We start from the raw sequence: 15,207 nt of genomic DNA on the forward strand, positions 1-15,207 counted from the left end.
TTTCCATCACAGCCGGCTTCGAGAGGCCTTACGGCTTCATGTCCTCGAAGAACCTTTTCACGCCGTCGAAGAAGCTGGTCTTCTTCGGCGAGTGATGGTTGTTGCTGCCTTCCAGGCTGTCCTGGAACTGGCGCAGCAGGTCTTTCTGGTCGTCGCTGAGCTTGACCGGGGTCTCCAGCACGACCTTGCACAGCAGGTCGCCAGCGGGGCCGCCGCGCACCGGCTTGACGCCCTTGCCACGCATGCGGAACAGCTTGCCGGTCTGGGTCTCGGCGGGAATCTTCAGCTTGACCCGGCCGTTCAGGGTCGGCACTTCGAGCTCACCGCCAAGGGCGGCATCGACGAAGTTGATCGGCACTTCGCACAGCAGATCACGACCGTCGCGGCGGAAGATCTTGTGCGGCTTGATCGCCACCTGTACGTAGAGATCGCCGGGCGGACCACCGTTGATGCCGGCCTCGCCCTCGGCGTTGAGGCGAATGCGATCGCCGGTATCGACGCCTGCGGGAATCTTCACCGACAGGGTGCGGGTCTCGCGCACGCGACCTTCGCCATGACACTCGTGGCAGGGCACCTTGATCTGCTGGCCGCTGCCATGACAGGTCGGACAGGTCTGCTGCACGGCGAAGAAGCCCTGCTGCATGCGCACCTGGCCGTGACCGGCACAGGTCGGGCAGGTTTCCTTGGTGGAACCGGGCTCGGCACCGCCACCGTCACAGCGACCGCATTCGACATGGCGCGGCACGCGGATATCCACCGAGGTACCGGCCACCGCATCCTCGAGGTCGAGCTCAAGGTTGTAGCGCAGGTCGGAACCACGCTGCGGGGCGTTCGGGTGGCGTCGACCACCGCCGCCGCCGAAGATGTCGCCGAACACGTCGCCGAAGATGTCGCTGAAGCCGCCGGCACCGGCGCCGCCGCCGAAGCCACCGCCGGCCTGGCCATCGACACCGGCATGGCCGAACTGGTCGTAGGCCGCGCGCTTATCGGCGTCGCTCAGAACCTCGTAGGCCTCGGAGACCTCCTGGAACTTCTGCTGCGCGCCTTCGTCATCCGGATTACGGTCCGGGTGAAACTTCTGGGCGAGGCGTCGGTAGGCCTTCTTGACCTCTTTCTGGTCGGCCCCGCGCTCGACGCCCAGAACTTCATAGTAATCACGTTTGGACATGGGTCTGTCCGCCTCCGTAGCGACAGTGCGGAAACACCAACGCGGGAGTCAGGCTCCCGCGCTGGCGTCATCCGTCATTCAGATGTCGTGGTTTACTGCTTTTTCTGGTCGTCGTTGACTTCTTCGTACTCGGCGTCGACCACGTCATCTTCCTGCTTGGCACCCGCCTCGGCGCCGGCCTCGGCCTGCTCGCCTTCGGCCTGTTCGGCGTACATCTTCTGCGCCAGCGCACCGGAGGCTTCGGTCAGGGCATCCAGTTTGGCCTGGATGGCTTCCTGATCGTCGCCCTTGGAGGCTTCTTCCAGCTCGGCGATGGCCGTTTCGATCTTCTGCTTCTCATCGTCGGTCGCCTTGTCGCCGGCTTCCTCGATGGTCTTCTTGGCGGCGTGAACCATGCCGTCGGCTTGGTTACGCAGCTGGACCAGCTCCTCGAACTTCTTGTCCTCGTCGGCGTGGGCCTCGGCGTCCTGGACCATCTGCTCGACTTCTTCCTCGGACAGGCCACTGGAGGCCTTGATCACGATCGACTGCTCTTTGCCGGTGGCCTTGTCCTTGGCGGACACGTTCAGGATGCCGTTGGCGTCGAGGTCGAAGGCGACTTCGATCTGCGGCACGCCGCGCGGTGCCGGCGGAATGTCGCTGAGGTCGAAACGACCCAGGGACTTGTTGCCGCTGGACTGCTTGCGCTCGCCCTGCTGGACGTGAATGGTCACGGCCGTCTGGTTGTCATCCGCGGTCGAGAAGGTCTGGGTCTTCTTGGTCGGGATGGTCGAGTTCTTCTCGATCAGCGGCGTCATCACGCCGCCGAGGGTCTCGATGCCCAGCGTCAGCGGGGTCACGTCGAGCAGCAGCACGTCCTTGACGTCACCGCCCAGCACGCCGCCTTGGATAGCAGCACCCACGGCCACGGCTTCGTCCGGGTTGACGTCCTTGCGGGCGTCCTTGCCGAAGAACTCGGCGACCTGCTTCTGCACCATCGGCATGCGGGTCTGACCGCCCACCAGGATCACGTCGTCGATCTCGGAAGAGGAAAGGCCGGCATCGGACAGGGCGGTCTTGCAGGGGCCCATGGAGCGCTTGACCAGATCCTCGACCAGCGACTCGAGCTTGGCACGGGTCACCTTGACGTTGAGGTGCTTGGGACCGGTGTTGTCAGCGGTGATGTAGGGCAGATTGACGTCGGTCTGCTGGGCGCTGGACAGCTCGATCTTGGCTTTCTCGGCGGCTTCCTTGAGGCGCTGCATGGCCAGGTTGTCGCCGGACAGGTCGATGCCGCTATCGGACTTGAACTGATCGACAAGGTAGTTGATCAGTTGCATGTCGAAGTCTTCGCCGCCCAGGAAGGTATCGCCGTTGGTGGCGAGCACTTCGAACTGGGTTTCGCCGTCGACGTCGGCCACTTCGATGATGGAGATATCGAAGGTGCCGCCACCCAGGTCATAGACCGCGATGGTCTTGTCGCCGCGCGCCTTGTCCATGCCGTAGGCCAGAGCAGCTGCGGTCGGCTCGTTGATGATGCGCTTGACCTCGAGGCCGGCGATGCGACCCGCGTCCTTGGTAGCCTGACGCTGAGAGTCGTTGAAGTAGGCCGGCACGGTGATCACCGCTTCGGTCACTTCTTCGCCCAGGTAGTCCTCGGCGGTTTTCTTCATCTTCTTCAGGACTTCGGCGCTGACCTGCGGCGGTGCCAGCTTCTTGTCCTTCACCTGCACCCAGGCGTCGCCATTGTCGGCTTCGGTGATGGTGTAGGGCACCATCTTGATGTCCTTCTGGACGACATCGTCCTTGAAGCGACGACCGATCAGGCGCTTGATGGCGTACAGGGTGTTCTGCGGATTGGTGACGGCCTGGCGCTTGGCCGCCTGACCTACCAGCGTCTCGCCATCATCGGTGTAGGCGATGATGGACGGCGTGGTGCGGCCACCTTCAGCGTTCTCGATGACTTTGGCGCTGTCGCCGTCGAGAACGGCGACACAGGAGTTGGTTGTCCCCAGGTCAATACCGATGATGCGTCCCATAGGAAATCCTCGAAAAGTCGTTGCTTTGATTCGTTACTCGCGACAAATGCCGCGGGGTTGTCGTCTATGTGGGGGCCGCTGAGATCATTTCAAGCCCTATTTTTGACGACCTATCCTGTTTTACTGACGTAGATGTTGCTGACGTCTTTATTTCTGCCTTGGCTAGGCGGGCGCACCCCAAGCAGGGGGCGCCTGCCCGCGATCAGCTGGCAGCTTGGCTGACCACGACCATCGCCGGGCGAACCAGGCGACCATTGAGCAGGTAGCCCTTCTGCATCACCTCGATGACCGAGTTGGGCTCGACATCGGGCGACGGCACCATGGTCAACGCCTCATGGAACTGCGGGTCGAACGGCTCGCCCTGCGGGTCAACGACCTCAACCCCAAACTTGCCCAGCACGTCCTGTTGCAGCTTGAGGGTCATCGCCACGCCCTCGCGGTGCGACTCGCTGGCGCCGTCTTCCATGGCTTCCTGGGCCTTCTCGAGGCTGTCGATGACCGGCAGCAGTTCCTTGACGAACTTTTCCAGCGCGAACTTGCGCGCCTTGTCGACATCCTGCTCGGCACGGCGACGCACGTTCTGCGCTTCGGCCGCGGCGCGCAGCTGCTGATCCTTGGCCTCTTTCAGGCTCTCTTCGAGCTCTTCGACCTTCGCGGCCAGCACGTCGGCCTCGGCGTTGTCGACGGCTTCGCTCTCGGGCTCGATGGCCTCGACGGTGTCATGAATTTCTTCCTCGAGCGTGCTGTGCTCGGCCTCGTCTTGCTGTGATGGCGTCTGAGGTTCTTTGGCCATGAAGCATCTCCTGACGTCGAAAGGCGGCCCAAGGCCGCCCTGGCAGCTGAATGGGTCAACTGTATGGGTGAACTCACGCCTATATGGGGATGGTCACGGCGAACTCAAGGCATGACGAGGCAGCGTTTGCGCTGGCAATTGAAGGGGGGCATAGACTACTGTATAAACGCACAGACCACGACGCGAGACGGCGGGACATTACCCATCACGTGCGGGAGACAGCCATGCTGGTGCAGCTTGCCATTCAGGACTTTGCCATTGTCGAGCGACTCGACCTGGAGCTTCAGGGCGGCATGACCGCCATCACCGGCGAAACCGGCGCCGGCAAATCGATTCTGCTCGGCGCCCTGGGGCTTTGCCTCGGCGAGCGCGCCGATGCCGGCAGCGTGCGCCACGGCGCCGAACGCGCCGACCTCAGCGCCCGCTTCGATATCGCTGACCTGCCGGCTGGCCGCGACTGGCTGGATGCCCGTGAATTGCCCGCCGACGACTGCCTGCTGCGCCGGGTCATCACCAAGGGTGGCCGCTCCAAGGCATGGATCAACGGCCAGCCAGCGACCATCGCCGATCTCAAGGCGCTCGGCGAGCATCTGATCGAGATTCACGGCCAGCATGCCCATCAGGCGCTTTTGAACGAGGATACGCACCTGCGCCTGCTCGACGATTTTGCCGGCCATCGCCCCGCCGTGACCCAACTGGCCGAGACGTTCCGGGCCTGGCAGTCGAGCCGCAGGCAGCTTAAGCGCCTCGCCGAGGACGGCGACGAGATCCAGGCCCGTCGCCAGCTGCTGCGCTATCAGGTCGAAGAACTCGACCAGCTGGCGCTGGCCGAGGGCGAGCTCGCCGAGCTCGAGGAAGAGCAGGAACGCCTCGCCCATGCCGAAGAACACCTGCGCGAGAGCCAGTTCGCCAGCGAGTGCTGCGAAAGTGACGAAGGCGGGGCTCTGACCCTGCTCAACCAGGCCATGAGCCACCTTTCCCCTCTGCCCGGCAGCGAAAAAGGCGCCCTGGCCGAGGCACTCGGCATGCTCGACAGCGCGCGCATTCAGATTGAAGAAGCCGCCCGGGAGCTGGCACGCTTCGCCGACGCCACCGAGCTCGACCCGGAGCGCCTGTCTCAGGTCGACCATCGCCTTGGCGAAGTGCACCGCATTGCCCGCAAGCATCATGTGATGCCCGAGGAAATGACCGCCCTGCATCAGCGGCTGCGCGAAGAGCTCGAGGGTCTGGATGGCGGCGAGCACGATATCGAAGCGCTCAGCGCCGAAGTCGAGACCCTGCGCGAGCAGTGGCGAAAACAGGCCAAGGACGTCAGCGAGGCACGCCGCAAGGCAGCCAAGCGCTTCGGCAAGGAAGTGCAGGGCCAACTGGCTTTCCTGGCCATGGGCAAGGCGCGCTTCGAGGTAGCTCTCGAGGAGCGCACCAGCCCGGCACCGGATGGCCTCGATCGCGTGCAGTTCTTGATCAGCGCCAACCCGGGGCAGCCGGCACGAGCGCTGACCAAGGTCGCCTCCGGCGGCGAGCTGTCGCGCATTAGCCTCGCCATCCAGGTGGTAGCCGCCAGCCACTCGACGATTCCCACTCTGGTGTTCGATGAGGTCGACGTCGGCATCTCCGGTGCCACCGCCGAAATCGTCGGTCAGCTACTCAAGCGGCTCGGCACCAGCGGCCAGGTAATGACAGTGACCCACCTGCCCCAGGTAGCCGCCCAGGCGCACCAGCACCTGCATATCGAGAAACAGGCCAAACGCGACAGCACCCAGACCCGCATGGCGCTGCTCGACGAAGGGGGCCGCATCAGCGAATTGGCCCGCATGCTGGGCGGCGTCAACCTGTCCGAGCGCACCCTGGCGCACGCCCGAGAAATGCTCGACGCCAGCCAGCGCCCGCACCACTAGCGCCAGCACCTCTCTCGCAAGGACAACACGTGCAATAGCTTATTGCCCTTACTCGTTGCCATACAAAGCAGCCAGACGCGACAACGCCGACCCTGAAGGGTCGGCGTTGTCGTGAAATACGTCGCGTGCAGGCTCAGGCGCAGCGAGCACTGCTCATCGCAGACTTACCAAGAACTGCCTACTAGGCCTTGTTCTTAGGATTTCTTGGAATTAGGACTTTCCTGGCGCGTGGCCCTGGAGCCCTTGGGCCTCACATAGAGCACCAGCGCATGGTCAACGAGCTCATAGCCATGCTCGTCGACGATTTCCTGCTGGCGACGCTCGATCTGTTCATCATAGAACTCGATGATCTCGCCGCTCTCAAGGCACACCATATGGTCATGGTGTTCATCGTGAGACAGCTCGAAGACCGCGTGACCGCCGTCGAAGTTGTGGCGCACCACCAAGCCCGCGGACTCGAACTGAGTCAGTACGCGATAGACGGTGGCAAGCCCTACATCTTCGCCTGCTTCCAGCAACGCCTTATAGACGTCTTCTGCGCTCAGGTGATGTTGATCGGGGGCATTCTCGAGGATCTGCAGTATCTTGACGCGCGGCAGTGTGACCTTGAGGCCCGCCTTGCGCAGTTCATGGTTCTGGTCGGCCATGGTTGCTCTTCGCAGTAACGTGTAGGGTCGGGTATGATCGACCGAATCCACGATAGTGAAGAACAGGCGCAAATGCAAAAGTTGATAAAAATGGTCACCCTTTCGCTGACCCTGACGCTAGTCACCGGGTGCAGCTATCTGGGCGTTTACAAGCGCGATCTGGTTCAGGGCAACCTGGTGACTCAGGAAGCCGTCAGCCAACTTCAGCCCGGCATGAGCCGTAGCCAGGTCAAGGAGATCATGGGCAGTCCGCTGCTCGAGGCTCCCTTCGATGACGACGAATGGGATTACCTGTTCCGCCTCGACAAGGCCTACGGCGGTGTAGATAAGCGCCGCGTGACCCTGAGCTTCGAGAACAACCGGCTGGCCGACATGAGCATGAGCGGCGATTTCGACGAGGCGCTGGACTTCACCGCTCAGCCGGGCATGGGCCCCGACAACATGCCCGAGACCGATTCGGCGCCGCTGCGCCCGGGCAACGCGCCCACGGTGGGCACGCCGATCGAATAACGCTGCGGGAAGGATGAGCGAATAGCGTTCGTTACAGGCAGGTCATGCTCTAGCGGGACTTAGCCGCCTTGGCCGCGCGTGCTGCACGCGCGGCCTTAGGGTCGATCTTCAGCGGCCGATAGACCTCGACCCGATCCCCCTCGCGCAGGGCCTGGCTCTCGGGGTCACGCAGTGCCTTGCCGAAGATCCCCAGGTTCGCCTCCAGAAACTCCGCCGCCGGCACATCGGGAAAGTAGCGCCCAAGCTCCGCCATCGACACCGCCTGGCGAGCCGTGGTGCCGAACGGCACGTCCATCTCGACGATCTTCTGGCGTGCCGGCAGCGCATAGGCCACCTCGACCCGAATCGCCTTGGCCTCAGTAGCGTCCATCGCCGCCATAGAGGTCGTTGGCGCGGCGCGAAAAGGAATCGACCAACTGACCGGCCACCTGCTGGAAGAGCTTGCCAAAAGCCATGCCCATCAGGCGGTTGGCGAACTCGAACTCCATCTCCAAGCTGACCTTGCAGGCCTGTTCACCCATCGGCGTGAACAGCCAGCGTCCGCGCAGGCGACGGAACGGGCCCTGCACCAGCGACAGCTCGATGCGCTCCGGGCTGTAGAGGTCATTGCGAGTGGTGAAGCTCTGCTCGACGCCGGCCTTGGCAAGCGTCAACTCACCAACAAGGTGCTCCGTATCGGACTCGATCAGACGGGCCCGTCGACAACCCGGCAGGAACTCCGGGTAGCGTTCGAAATCATTGACCAGGTCGAACATCGCCTGGGGGGAATGCCGCACCAGGGCGGACCGATTGACCGTTGGCATCTACCTCTCCGCTGACTTTACAGGGGCTTGGGCGTATCATGAGCGGTTAATTCGTCAGGCCTTGAATGGTATCACGCTTCCCCCCACCTACCATCCAACGCAGTGAAGCGAACACCGAGGCATATCGAGACAGAGGTTCCATGGCCAATAAAAAAGGCAAGGGCAAGGGCCCGAGCAGCAACGTCATCGCCCAGAACAAGAAGGCGCGATTCGAGTATCACATCGATGAGACCTTCGAGGCCGGTCTGGCCCTGTCCGGCTGGGAAGTAAAAAGTCTGCGCGCGGGCAAGGCTCAGCTCACCGACACCTATATCCTGATCAAGAACAGCGAGGCCTGGCTGCTGGGCAGTCACATCACGCCGCTCAATACCATCAGCACACACGAGCTGGCCGATCCGACGCGGACCCGCAAGCTGCTGCTGCATCGCAAGGAGATCGCCAAGATCTTCTCGCGCACCCAGGACAAGGGACACACCTGCGTGCCTCTCAAGCTGTACTGGAAGCAGAACCTGATCAAGTGCGAGCTGGCGCTGGTGACGGGCAAGAAGCAGCATGACAAGCGAGCCACCGAGAAGGAGCGCGACTGGAATCGGCAGAAGGCACGTATCATGCGCGACGCCAAGTAAGGCGGCCTTCTTTTTGCGCTCGCAACACCTTGAACTGGCGTAAAGATGGCCCCACCTGTTAAACTAAAGACGTTCCACGGGGGCGACATGGCTTCGACGCCGATGACAACCTCCTAGGTGCATGCCGAGAGCGTGATGTATCTCGTAAATCCAACATCACGACTAAATAGTCGCAAACGACGACAACTACGCTCAGGGCGCACTGGCAGCTTAAATAGCTGTTAGTTGTTAGCCTGGCCCAGAAGTTACGTGCCCATTCGTGACGGACGGGATAAGAGCCAAAGATAATGGGATCGCGGTTGGTAGCGTCTTCCTGCCAAACGTTAAACCTTAGAAGAATCGCGGTACTGGATCCTGCCCGTCGGAGCCAGGCCCGTTAAATCAAAAGACGGACCTAAGCATGTAGAGCCGAAGAGTGCGTGTCGGCGGACGCGGGTTCAATTCCCGCCGCCTCCACCAACACCAGAGAAAAGCCACCCACCCGGGTGGCTTTTTTCGTTTCCGGAGACACCCCGTACAGCCGCGTGTCGGCACTCTCTACACCCCGGGGTCCAATCCCGCCACTTCCACCAACACCAGAGAAAAGCCACCCACACCGGGTGGCTTTTTTCGTTTCCGACGGCACTCAGTCCAGCCGCGTGTCGGCGCTCTCCACACCCGGGGCTTGCTCTAGGCCGCTGGCAGTGGAACCATCACGCTTTGATTTACTCTCACTGCGTCTAGACCATGCCGAGGAGGCTCGATGTTTGCCTTGATGCGCCACCTGTCCCTGGCCGCCCTGCTGGCCACGACCACCCTGACGCCAGCCATTGCGCAGGAAACCACCGACCAGCCGGTCTTCGGCTGGGTAGAAAAGGCGTTTGTCGAGCCCTGGGGAGTCGAGGTAAAGGCCAAGCTCGACAGCGGCGCGCTGACCTCGTCGCTGGATGCCCGCGACATTGAACGCTTCGAGAAGGACGGTGAAGACTGGGTGCGTTTTCGCCTCGAACTCGAGGATGAAGACAGCGGCGATGTGTTCGAAAAAACACTTGAGCGGCCGGTTAATCGCAACCTTTTGCTGCGCGGCGCCGGCGGCACCTCGCGCCGCCCCACCGTCATCATGACGATCTGCCTTGGCGATACGCGCTATGAGGAAGACTTCAGCCTGCGTAATCGCAGCAAGATGAATTATCCGGTGCTGCTGGGCCGTCGCACCATCAGCCACTTGGGTGTGCTGGATGTCGACAAGACCTTCCTCAGCGATCCTAGCTGCGACGCGGATTCCAAGACAGTGCCCTACGCCGACGAGAAGTAGCGAGCCGGCAGGCAAAAAAAACCACCCGCATGCGGGTGGTCGAAGATACTGCTCAAGGTACTGCTTGCTTGCCAAAAACTGCTTGTCGGAAACGGCTGGAAAAAGATGTATCTCGGGCGATCTTGACTGATAGGCCCTAGCGCCGGACGCCAAGCGGGCGTCCGGTTGCAGACGATTCAACTGGCCAGGAGTGCCTCTCGGGCCTCGCGACGCACCTCGCTGGCCTGAGCCATGCGCCATTCCAGGTCATCTGCCCGGCATTTGACGCTATGACAGCGTGCACAGATCACCACTTGCCGATCTTCATCGCGCGTGGGAATTCGAAAGTGCTGGGCACCGCACAGCGAACATTCCAGCTCCAGACGAACGTCCAACATACCGCTTTCCTCCTGATGACATGATGCGTCGCGCGCCTCCTGCGCCTGCGACTTCTGGTATTATATAGTGCACGATTGATTGCACGATGTACAATCTCTGTATAACAAGGGGCTTGTCATGAGATGATACCCCTCAACTGGCGCCAATCTGGCGACTTTTATAGCGGAACTGCATGACCCAGGCATTACAGACAACATCTTGTGGCTCACCTCAGCGCATGCTGTGATGCCAAGCAAAGCGCCGTCGAGCGCCCCCCATCATTCACACCATTACATGGAGGCATGTGTGCTGAAATTGCGACTGCTACCCTTGATGGCCTGGCTGCTGACGGCATTGATGCTGTTCGGCTTGCCGGCACAGGCTCAAGAGAGCCCGCCCACTGAAACGCCCGCCTATTCCACGCTGGCTGACCTGCTCGAGAACGAGGCAAGCCGCACCCAGTTGATCGATCAACTGCGCGGCATGGCCAATAGCGCTAAGGAAAACGCTCAGGCAGCAGCCGACTCAAGCGCTGAGACCAGCGCCACTCAGGCCCCCAGCGGCCAGGAGGCCAATGCAGCCTCGCTGCCGCGCCAGCTGGCCGAACTGACCAGCACTGTCGCCAGCGAGATCGGCAGTCAGCTTGAGGCGCTCGCGGCGGCTCTCAGCGGCATTTTCCAGGGAGCAGGCACTGGACAGCCCTTCGACATGGACGCCTTCAGCTCGGCGGCGCTAAACCTGGGGCTGGTGATCATCGCCGCCTTCGTGCTGTTCGTTGCACTCAGGCGCCTGGCACGGCCGGCCTTCTCATCAATCGGCCACTGGTCCCAGCAGGGCACAGGCATGACGCCAGTGCTGCGCCTGGTGCTGGCCGTGGCGATCGCCGCCATCGTCGACGTGCTGGTGATTGCCCTGGCCTATGTGGGCGGCAACCTGCTGGCCACTTTCGCCATCGGCGAGAGCGGCGAGCTGTCGACCCGAGCCTCGCTGTTCCTCAATGCCTTCCTGATTATCGAGTTGCTCAAGGCCGGGGTACGCATGCTGTTCGCCTCTCGCTACGAGGGGCTGCGCCTGCTGCCCATCGCGGCTGAAGAAGCGAGCTACTGGAACCGCTGGATCGCCCGCCTGATCGGCTTGGTCGGCTACGGCCTGATGGTGGTGGTACCGCTACTCAACTACTACCTGTCGCCGGCCCTCGGCCAGGGCGTGGGCACCCTGATCATGATCGGTGCCTTCATTTACGCGGTAGGCGTGGTGCTCAAGAATCGTCAGCGCCTGCGCGATGGCATCGACGCCCAAGCCGCTAAGGCCACCATGAGTGCCACCCGGGTCTCGCTGAAGCTGTTTGCCCGCGTATGGCATCTGCTGGCGATCGCCTACTTCCTGATGGTGCTGGTGCTGACCTTCACCCGCCCGGAAGATGCGCTGCCCTTCGTGATGCTCGCTACCCTGCAGACACTCGCAGTGGTCGGCGCTGGCATGCTGGTCTCCAGCCTGCTGACCCAGACCATCGGCAAACGCATTCGCCTGCCGGAAGACCTCAAGCGCAAGCTGCCGCTGCTCGAAACGCGTCTCAATGCCTACGTGCCCAACCTGCTGCGGGTGGTCCGGGCGCTGATCCTGATCACGGTGATCATGATCGCTGCCAGCGCCTGGGGCATCTTCGACCTGGCCGGCTGGTATGCCACTGACGTGGGCCGCGGCCTGGTCGCCAAGGTCATCAGCGTGCTGCTGATCGTGACCGTGGCCATGGCCCTGTGGGTCGGGCTCGCCAGTCTGATCGAGCACCGCCTTAACCCGGAAACCGGCAGCGGCGAACCCACGGCCCGCGCCCAGACGCTGCTGAGCCTGTTCCGTAACGCCCTGGCTATCACCATCATTGCCATGACGCTGATGATTGCGCTGTCCGAGATCGGCATCAATATCGGCCCGCTGATCGCGGGTGCCGGGGTGCTGGGTCTGGCCATCGGTTTCGGTGCCCAGAAGCTGGTACAGGACATCATCACCGGGGTGTTCATCCAGGTGGAAAACGCCATGAATACCGGCGACGTGGTCACCGTGGGTGGCGTCACTGGCACCGCAGAACGCCTGAGCATCCGCTCGGTGGGCATCCGCGACCTGTCCGGCACCTACCACATCGTGCCCTTCTCCAGCGTCGATACCGTGTCCAACTACATGCGTGAATTCGCCTACCACGTCGGCGAATACGGCATCGCCTATCGCGAGAGCATCGACGAGGCGATCGAGTGCCTGAAGGAAGCCTTCGAGGAACTGGCCGCCAGCGACGATCACAAGCAGAACCTGCTCGCCCCGCTGGAAGTCGCTGGCGTCATCGCCCTGGCCGACAGCTCGGTGAATATCCGCGTGCGCCTGAAGACCACACCGGGCACCCAGTGGGCCACCGGCCGTGCCTACAACCGGCTGGTCAAGATGCACTTCGACGCCGCGGGCATCGAGATTCCCTTCCCGCACACCACGCTCTACTTCGGCGAGGACAAGGACGGCTCATCGCCGGCCGGCAACATTCGCGTCCTGGAAGGCCGTGCTAAGCGCCGGTCCAGTGCCGACACAGACGACGAGTCTCACGATGAGCAGCCGGTGGAGCAAGGCAAAGGATCGATTCCCGCGGTCGACTACCGAGGCGAGAACGACGAGTCCTGATCCTGACTCGGATAGATCAAGGATCGATGCAGGGCCACCCTCGGGTGGCCCTTTTTTTGTGCCCTTTACCGACAGCGGCGGCAAAAGCACCGGTAGCCATGGCAAGTCCGAGCATTACTATCGAGAACGGATTCATAAACACTTCAAGCCGGGCATAGAGGCCACGACATATCCACACGTCCGGCTTTGGCGTGGATATGCCAATGGTCTCGCCAACCGAAAGGTGTCCGCACCACGGCAGGTTGCCGAGAGTGTTGATACGGGCGCTCCTGAGCGGTTGAGAAGCAGACTACTCCCCAAGGGGACAAACGTAATGGGTATCAAGCGGAGCCGCAGTTATTGGTGCTGCTAGGTGCAGCCCAGGTGGGGCCCACTGGCGATTGTCTACCTAACTCAAATTACCCGCCCCGCAATCGGGATCGGCATCACAAGCTTGGCGGATAACGGCATCCTCAGGTTGTAGAGTGCTGTGCTCAATATCGAAGCGCTCCCGCAATATCTTTTGCAGTTGCGGCAGTATCTCTTCCCATCTTCCCATCGCCTCCACATCAATGTGCGCCGCTAGAGCCTGGCTGTTTGATGACAGGCTCCAGATATGCATGTCATGGATAGCGCAGACACCGTCGACCCGGACGAGAGTGCAGCCAACTTCATGCGCATCGATTCCTTTTGGCACACCTTCCATCAACACGTGCGTCACCTCACGCAGTAGTCGAATCGCGGACACCAGAATCAATAGGCTGACGAAAAGAGACAGGACCGGGTCAGCAATGGACGGCCCGCCCAGATAAATGATCGCCCCGGCAACCAGCGCAGCGACCGAGCCCAGCAAGTCTCCCATCACGTGCAGGAGCGCTCCGCGAACATTTATGGTCTGCTCTCCACGCATCAGCACCCAAGCCACTACCATATTCACCAGCAAACCGAGCCCGCCGATCGCCAAAACCATGCCACCGGCAACTGCTGGTGTATCTGCCATGCGGCGGATCGCCTCGTAGGCAATGAATACAATCACCCCGAACATAAACAGCACGTTGAACAGGGCGCCGAGAATTTCCGCGCGCTTGAGTCCAAAGGAGTGCTGACGCGATGTTGGCTTCTTGGCCAGCCAAGCAGCGAAGGCACCAATCCCTAACGACAATGAATCGGTAAACATGTGGCCTGCGTCCGATAGCAGAGCAAGAGAATCAGCTAACAGGCCGCCGAAGACTTCGATAGCTGCAAAACCTGTGGTGAATACCAGTGCGAACAGCAAGGTCTTGCCGCCGCTATGGCTGTGATTGTGGTCTGACATATATGCTTCCTTCGTTATTGGCCCTCGAGACTCCCAGCGGACTGCTCTCTCTATCAAGCCATTGGGTCGATACGTTTTTCCGCGCTGATAAAAGGCAGGATGTACCTGCCACTTTTCGGTTGGATATATTTACAAGAACAGTCTTGCCAGGAAGGTTGCGAAAACGATCCAGATAGCGATAAACACCCCAGCAGCTATTCGGCTTACCGGGCGTTCAGAGGCTTCGTCAGCGGTTTCTCGGTGCTCGTTCATGACCTCTGGTGGTATAAGTTTCACCACCAACAATATCCCGAGTGGCACAATGATGATGTCGTCCACGTAGCCGAGTAAGGGAATGAAGTCGGGGATCAAGTCGATGGGTGAGACAGCATAGGCCGCGACAACCACTGCTAACACCTTTGCGAGCCATGGAGTCCGTGGATCACGAGCGGCAAGCCAGACGGCGTGTATATCTCGTTTGATCGTTCGAACCCATTGTTTGGCGTTCGAGATTGGCTTTGTTGTCATCGGCCCTTTTCTCTACTCGATACTGGTGTCCAACAAGAAACATGGCCAGTGTCCCGGGGGGGCTCAGCACAGCGAGGAAGCCGGGGCGGATAACTGTAGTCGTCTCGTAACAGAAATCACTCTAGGCGCTGGTGATCTCGGTACCGGCGCCAGTGCCTTTGAGCCTTTTCTTCGAGCAAGTGGCGGTCTTGCTCTTTACTCTCATTCATTTTGAGTATTCTGTGTGCCAGGCTTCTTTCTGTCCTACTTGAGGTAGGACTTTATTACCTGTAGCACCGCATCCAAGTCTTGTTGCCGCTGCTCCAGCTCGGGCTCCCTGACGACGTGATCAGTCAGGTGGCCCTCAATGATGGCTGCCATCAGACCATTCACTGCCCCGCGAATCGCAGCGGTCTGTTGCAGCACGGCAGTGCAATCTCCCTCCTTATCAAGTTGCTTTTCCAGTGCGGCTGCCTGCCCCTGAATGCGTCGAACACGAGTTAGCAGCTTCGCTTTGTCTTTGATCGTGTGCATGTGGTTGTCTCTTTTGAGAAGGAAAACTATACATGGTGGTAGTATATCGATACTAGGGGGTAGTATGAGCTCTTGCAAGAAAGGTAAATGTGTATAAATCGTTCTATCCCAGCATGCC

Annotated in this window: 14 protein-coding genes, 1 other RNA gene and 1 pseudogene; 6 read left to right on the forward strand and 10 right to left on the reverse strand. The window is 61.0% G+C overall.

Annotation, left to right across the window (positions count from 1 at the left end):
* Window positions 1–28 precede the first annotated feature (28 nt).
* The 3 genes from dnaJ to grpE all read right to left on the reverse strand — a co-directional run bounded on the left by dnaJ (window position 29) and on the right by grpE (window position 3,979).
* Complete coding sequence (dnaJ, locus tag BCL93_RS14205; protein WP_112055926.1) at window positions 29–1,168, reverse strand: molecular chaperone DnaJ; 1,140 nt, start codon at window positions 1,166–1,168, stop codon at window positions 29–31.
* Window positions 1,169–1,260: 92 nt separating this feature from the next.
* A complete protein-coding gene (gene dnaK, locus BCL93_RS14210; protein WP_112055927.1) occupies window positions 1,261–3,186 on the reverse strand; it encodes a molecular chaperone DnaK in 1,926 nt (641 codons plus the stop codon).
* Between the two features lie 202 nt (window positions 3,187–3,388).
* Window positions 3,389–3,979 carry a nucleotide exchange factor GrpE gene (grpE, locus tag BCL93_RS14215; RefSeq protein WP_112055928.1) on the reverse strand — a complete coding sequence of 197 codons (591 nt, stop codon included), beginning with the start codon at window positions 3,977–3,979 and terminating at the stop codon, window positions 3,389–3,391.
* 224 nt (window positions 3,980–4,203) lie between these two features.
* Here grpE and recN point away from each other — a divergent pair, with 224 nt between their 5' ends.
* On the forward strand, window positions 4,204–5,877 hold the full coding sequence (gene recN / locus BCL93_RS14220; RefSeq protein ID WP_112055929.1) for a DNA repair protein RecN: 1,674 nt from the start codon (window positions 4,204–4,206) through the stop codon (window positions 5,875–5,877).
* Between the two features lie 194 nt (window positions 5,878–6,071).
* Here the strand turns inward: recN and fur are convergent, their stop codons facing one another.
* A complete protein-coding gene (gene fur, locus BCL93_RS14225) occupies window positions 6,072–6,524 on the reverse strand; it encodes a ferric iron uptake transcriptional regulator (RefSeq protein WP_112055930.1) in 453 nt (150 codons plus the stop codon).
* Between the two features lie 72 nt (window positions 6,525–6,596).
* Here fur and BCL93_RS14230 point away from each other — a divergent pair, with 72 nt between their 5' ends.
* Complete coding sequence (locus BCL93_RS14230; RefSeq protein WP_220086288.1) at window positions 6,597–7,034, forward strand: outer membrane protein assembly factor BamE; 438 nt, start codon at window positions 6,597–6,599, stop codon at window positions 7,032–7,034.
* Window positions 7,035–7,083: 49 nt separating this feature from the next.
* On the opposite strand, the gene BCL93_RS14235 is transcribed toward BCL93_RS14230, so the two are convergent.
* A complete protein-coding gene (locus BCL93_RS14235) occupies window positions 7,084–7,404 on the reverse strand; it encodes an RnfH family protein (RefSeq protein WP_112055997.1) in 321 nt (106 codons plus the stop codon).
* Window positions 7,391–7,837, reverse strand: coding sequence for a type II toxin-antitoxin system RatA family toxin (locus BCL93_RS14240; protein WP_112055932.1), 447 nt, complete (start codon window positions 7,835–7,837; stop codon window positions 7,391–7,393). Before BCL93_RS14240 ends, BCL93_RS14235 begins: the two co-directional genes overlap by 14 nt.
* A 140-nt stretch (window positions 7,838–7,977) precedes the next feature.
* On the opposite strand from BCL93_RS14240, the gene smpB reads away from it, so the two are divergent.
* The 3 genes from smpB (at window position 7,978) to BCL93_RS14255 (ending at window position 9,757) form a co-directional block, all read left to right on the forward strand.
* Window positions 7,978–8,463 carry an SsrA-binding protein SmpB gene (smpB, locus tag BCL93_RS14245; protein WP_092526476.1) on the forward strand — a complete coding sequence of 162 codons (486 nt, stop codon included), beginning with the start codon at window positions 7,978–7,980 and terminating at the stop codon, window positions 8,461–8,463.
* Between the two features lie 78 nt (window positions 8,464–8,541).
* Window positions 8,542–8,922, forward strand: a transfer-messenger RNA (tmRNA) gene (gene ssrA / locus BCL93_RS14250).
* A gap of 283 nt (window positions 8,923–9,205) precedes the next feature.
* Window positions 9,206–9,757 carry an ATP-dependent zinc protease family protein gene (locus BCL93_RS14255; RefSeq protein ID WP_112055933.1) on the forward strand — a complete coding sequence of 184 codons (552 nt, stop codon included), beginning with the start codon at window positions 9,206–9,208 and terminating at the stop codon, window positions 9,755–9,757.
* Between the two features lie 176 nt (window positions 9,758–9,933).
* On the opposite strand, the gene BCL93_RS14260 is transcribed toward BCL93_RS14255, so the two are convergent.
* Complete coding sequence (locus tag BCL93_RS14260; RefSeq protein ID WP_112055934.1) at window positions 9,934–10,134, reverse strand: hypothetical protein; 201 nt, start codon at window positions 10,132–10,134, stop codon at window positions 9,934–9,936.
* Between the two features lie 286 nt (window positions 10,135–10,420).
* Between BCL93_RS14260 and ybiO the strand changes: the two genes are divergently transcribed.
* Window positions 10,421–12,775 (forward strand): mechanosensitive channel protein, encoded by a 2,355-nt coding sequence (gene ybiO / locus BCL93_RS14265; protein WP_112055935.1) that lies wholly within the window; start codon window positions 10,421–10,423, stop codon window positions 12,773–12,775.
* A 388-nt stretch (window positions 12,776–13,163) separates the two neighbouring features.
* Here the strand turns inward: ybiO and BCL93_RS14270 are convergent, their stop codons facing one another.
* The 3 genes and pseudogenes from BCL93_RS14270 to BCL93_RS14285 form a co-directional block, all read right to left on the reverse strand.
* The gene (locus tag BCL93_RS14270; protein ID WP_112055936.1) at window positions 13,164–14,069 is read right to left on the reverse strand and encodes a cation diffusion facilitator family transporter; all 906 of its coding nucleotides are present in this window, start codon (window positions 14,067–14,069) and stop codon (window positions 13,164–13,166) included.
* Between the two features lie 129 nt (window positions 14,070–14,198).
* Window positions 14,199–14,558, reverse strand: a pseudogene (locus BCL93_RS14275) (YkvA family protein); the annotation flags it as partial.
* A 261-nt stretch (window positions 14,559–14,819) separates the two neighbouring features.
* Window positions 14,820–15,089, reverse strand: coding sequence for a metal/formaldehyde-sensitive transcriptional repressor (locus BCL93_RS14285; RefSeq protein WP_112055938.1), 270 nt, complete (start codon window positions 15,087–15,089; stop codon window positions 14,820–14,822).
* Window positions 15,090–15,207 lie beyond the last annotated feature (118 nt).

The sequence above is a fragment of the Onishia taeanensis genome, from assembly GCF_003268885.1.
Classification (GTDB): domain Bacteria; phylum Pseudomonadota; class Gammaproteobacteria; order Pseudomonadales; family Halomonadaceae; genus Onishia; species Onishia taeanensis_A.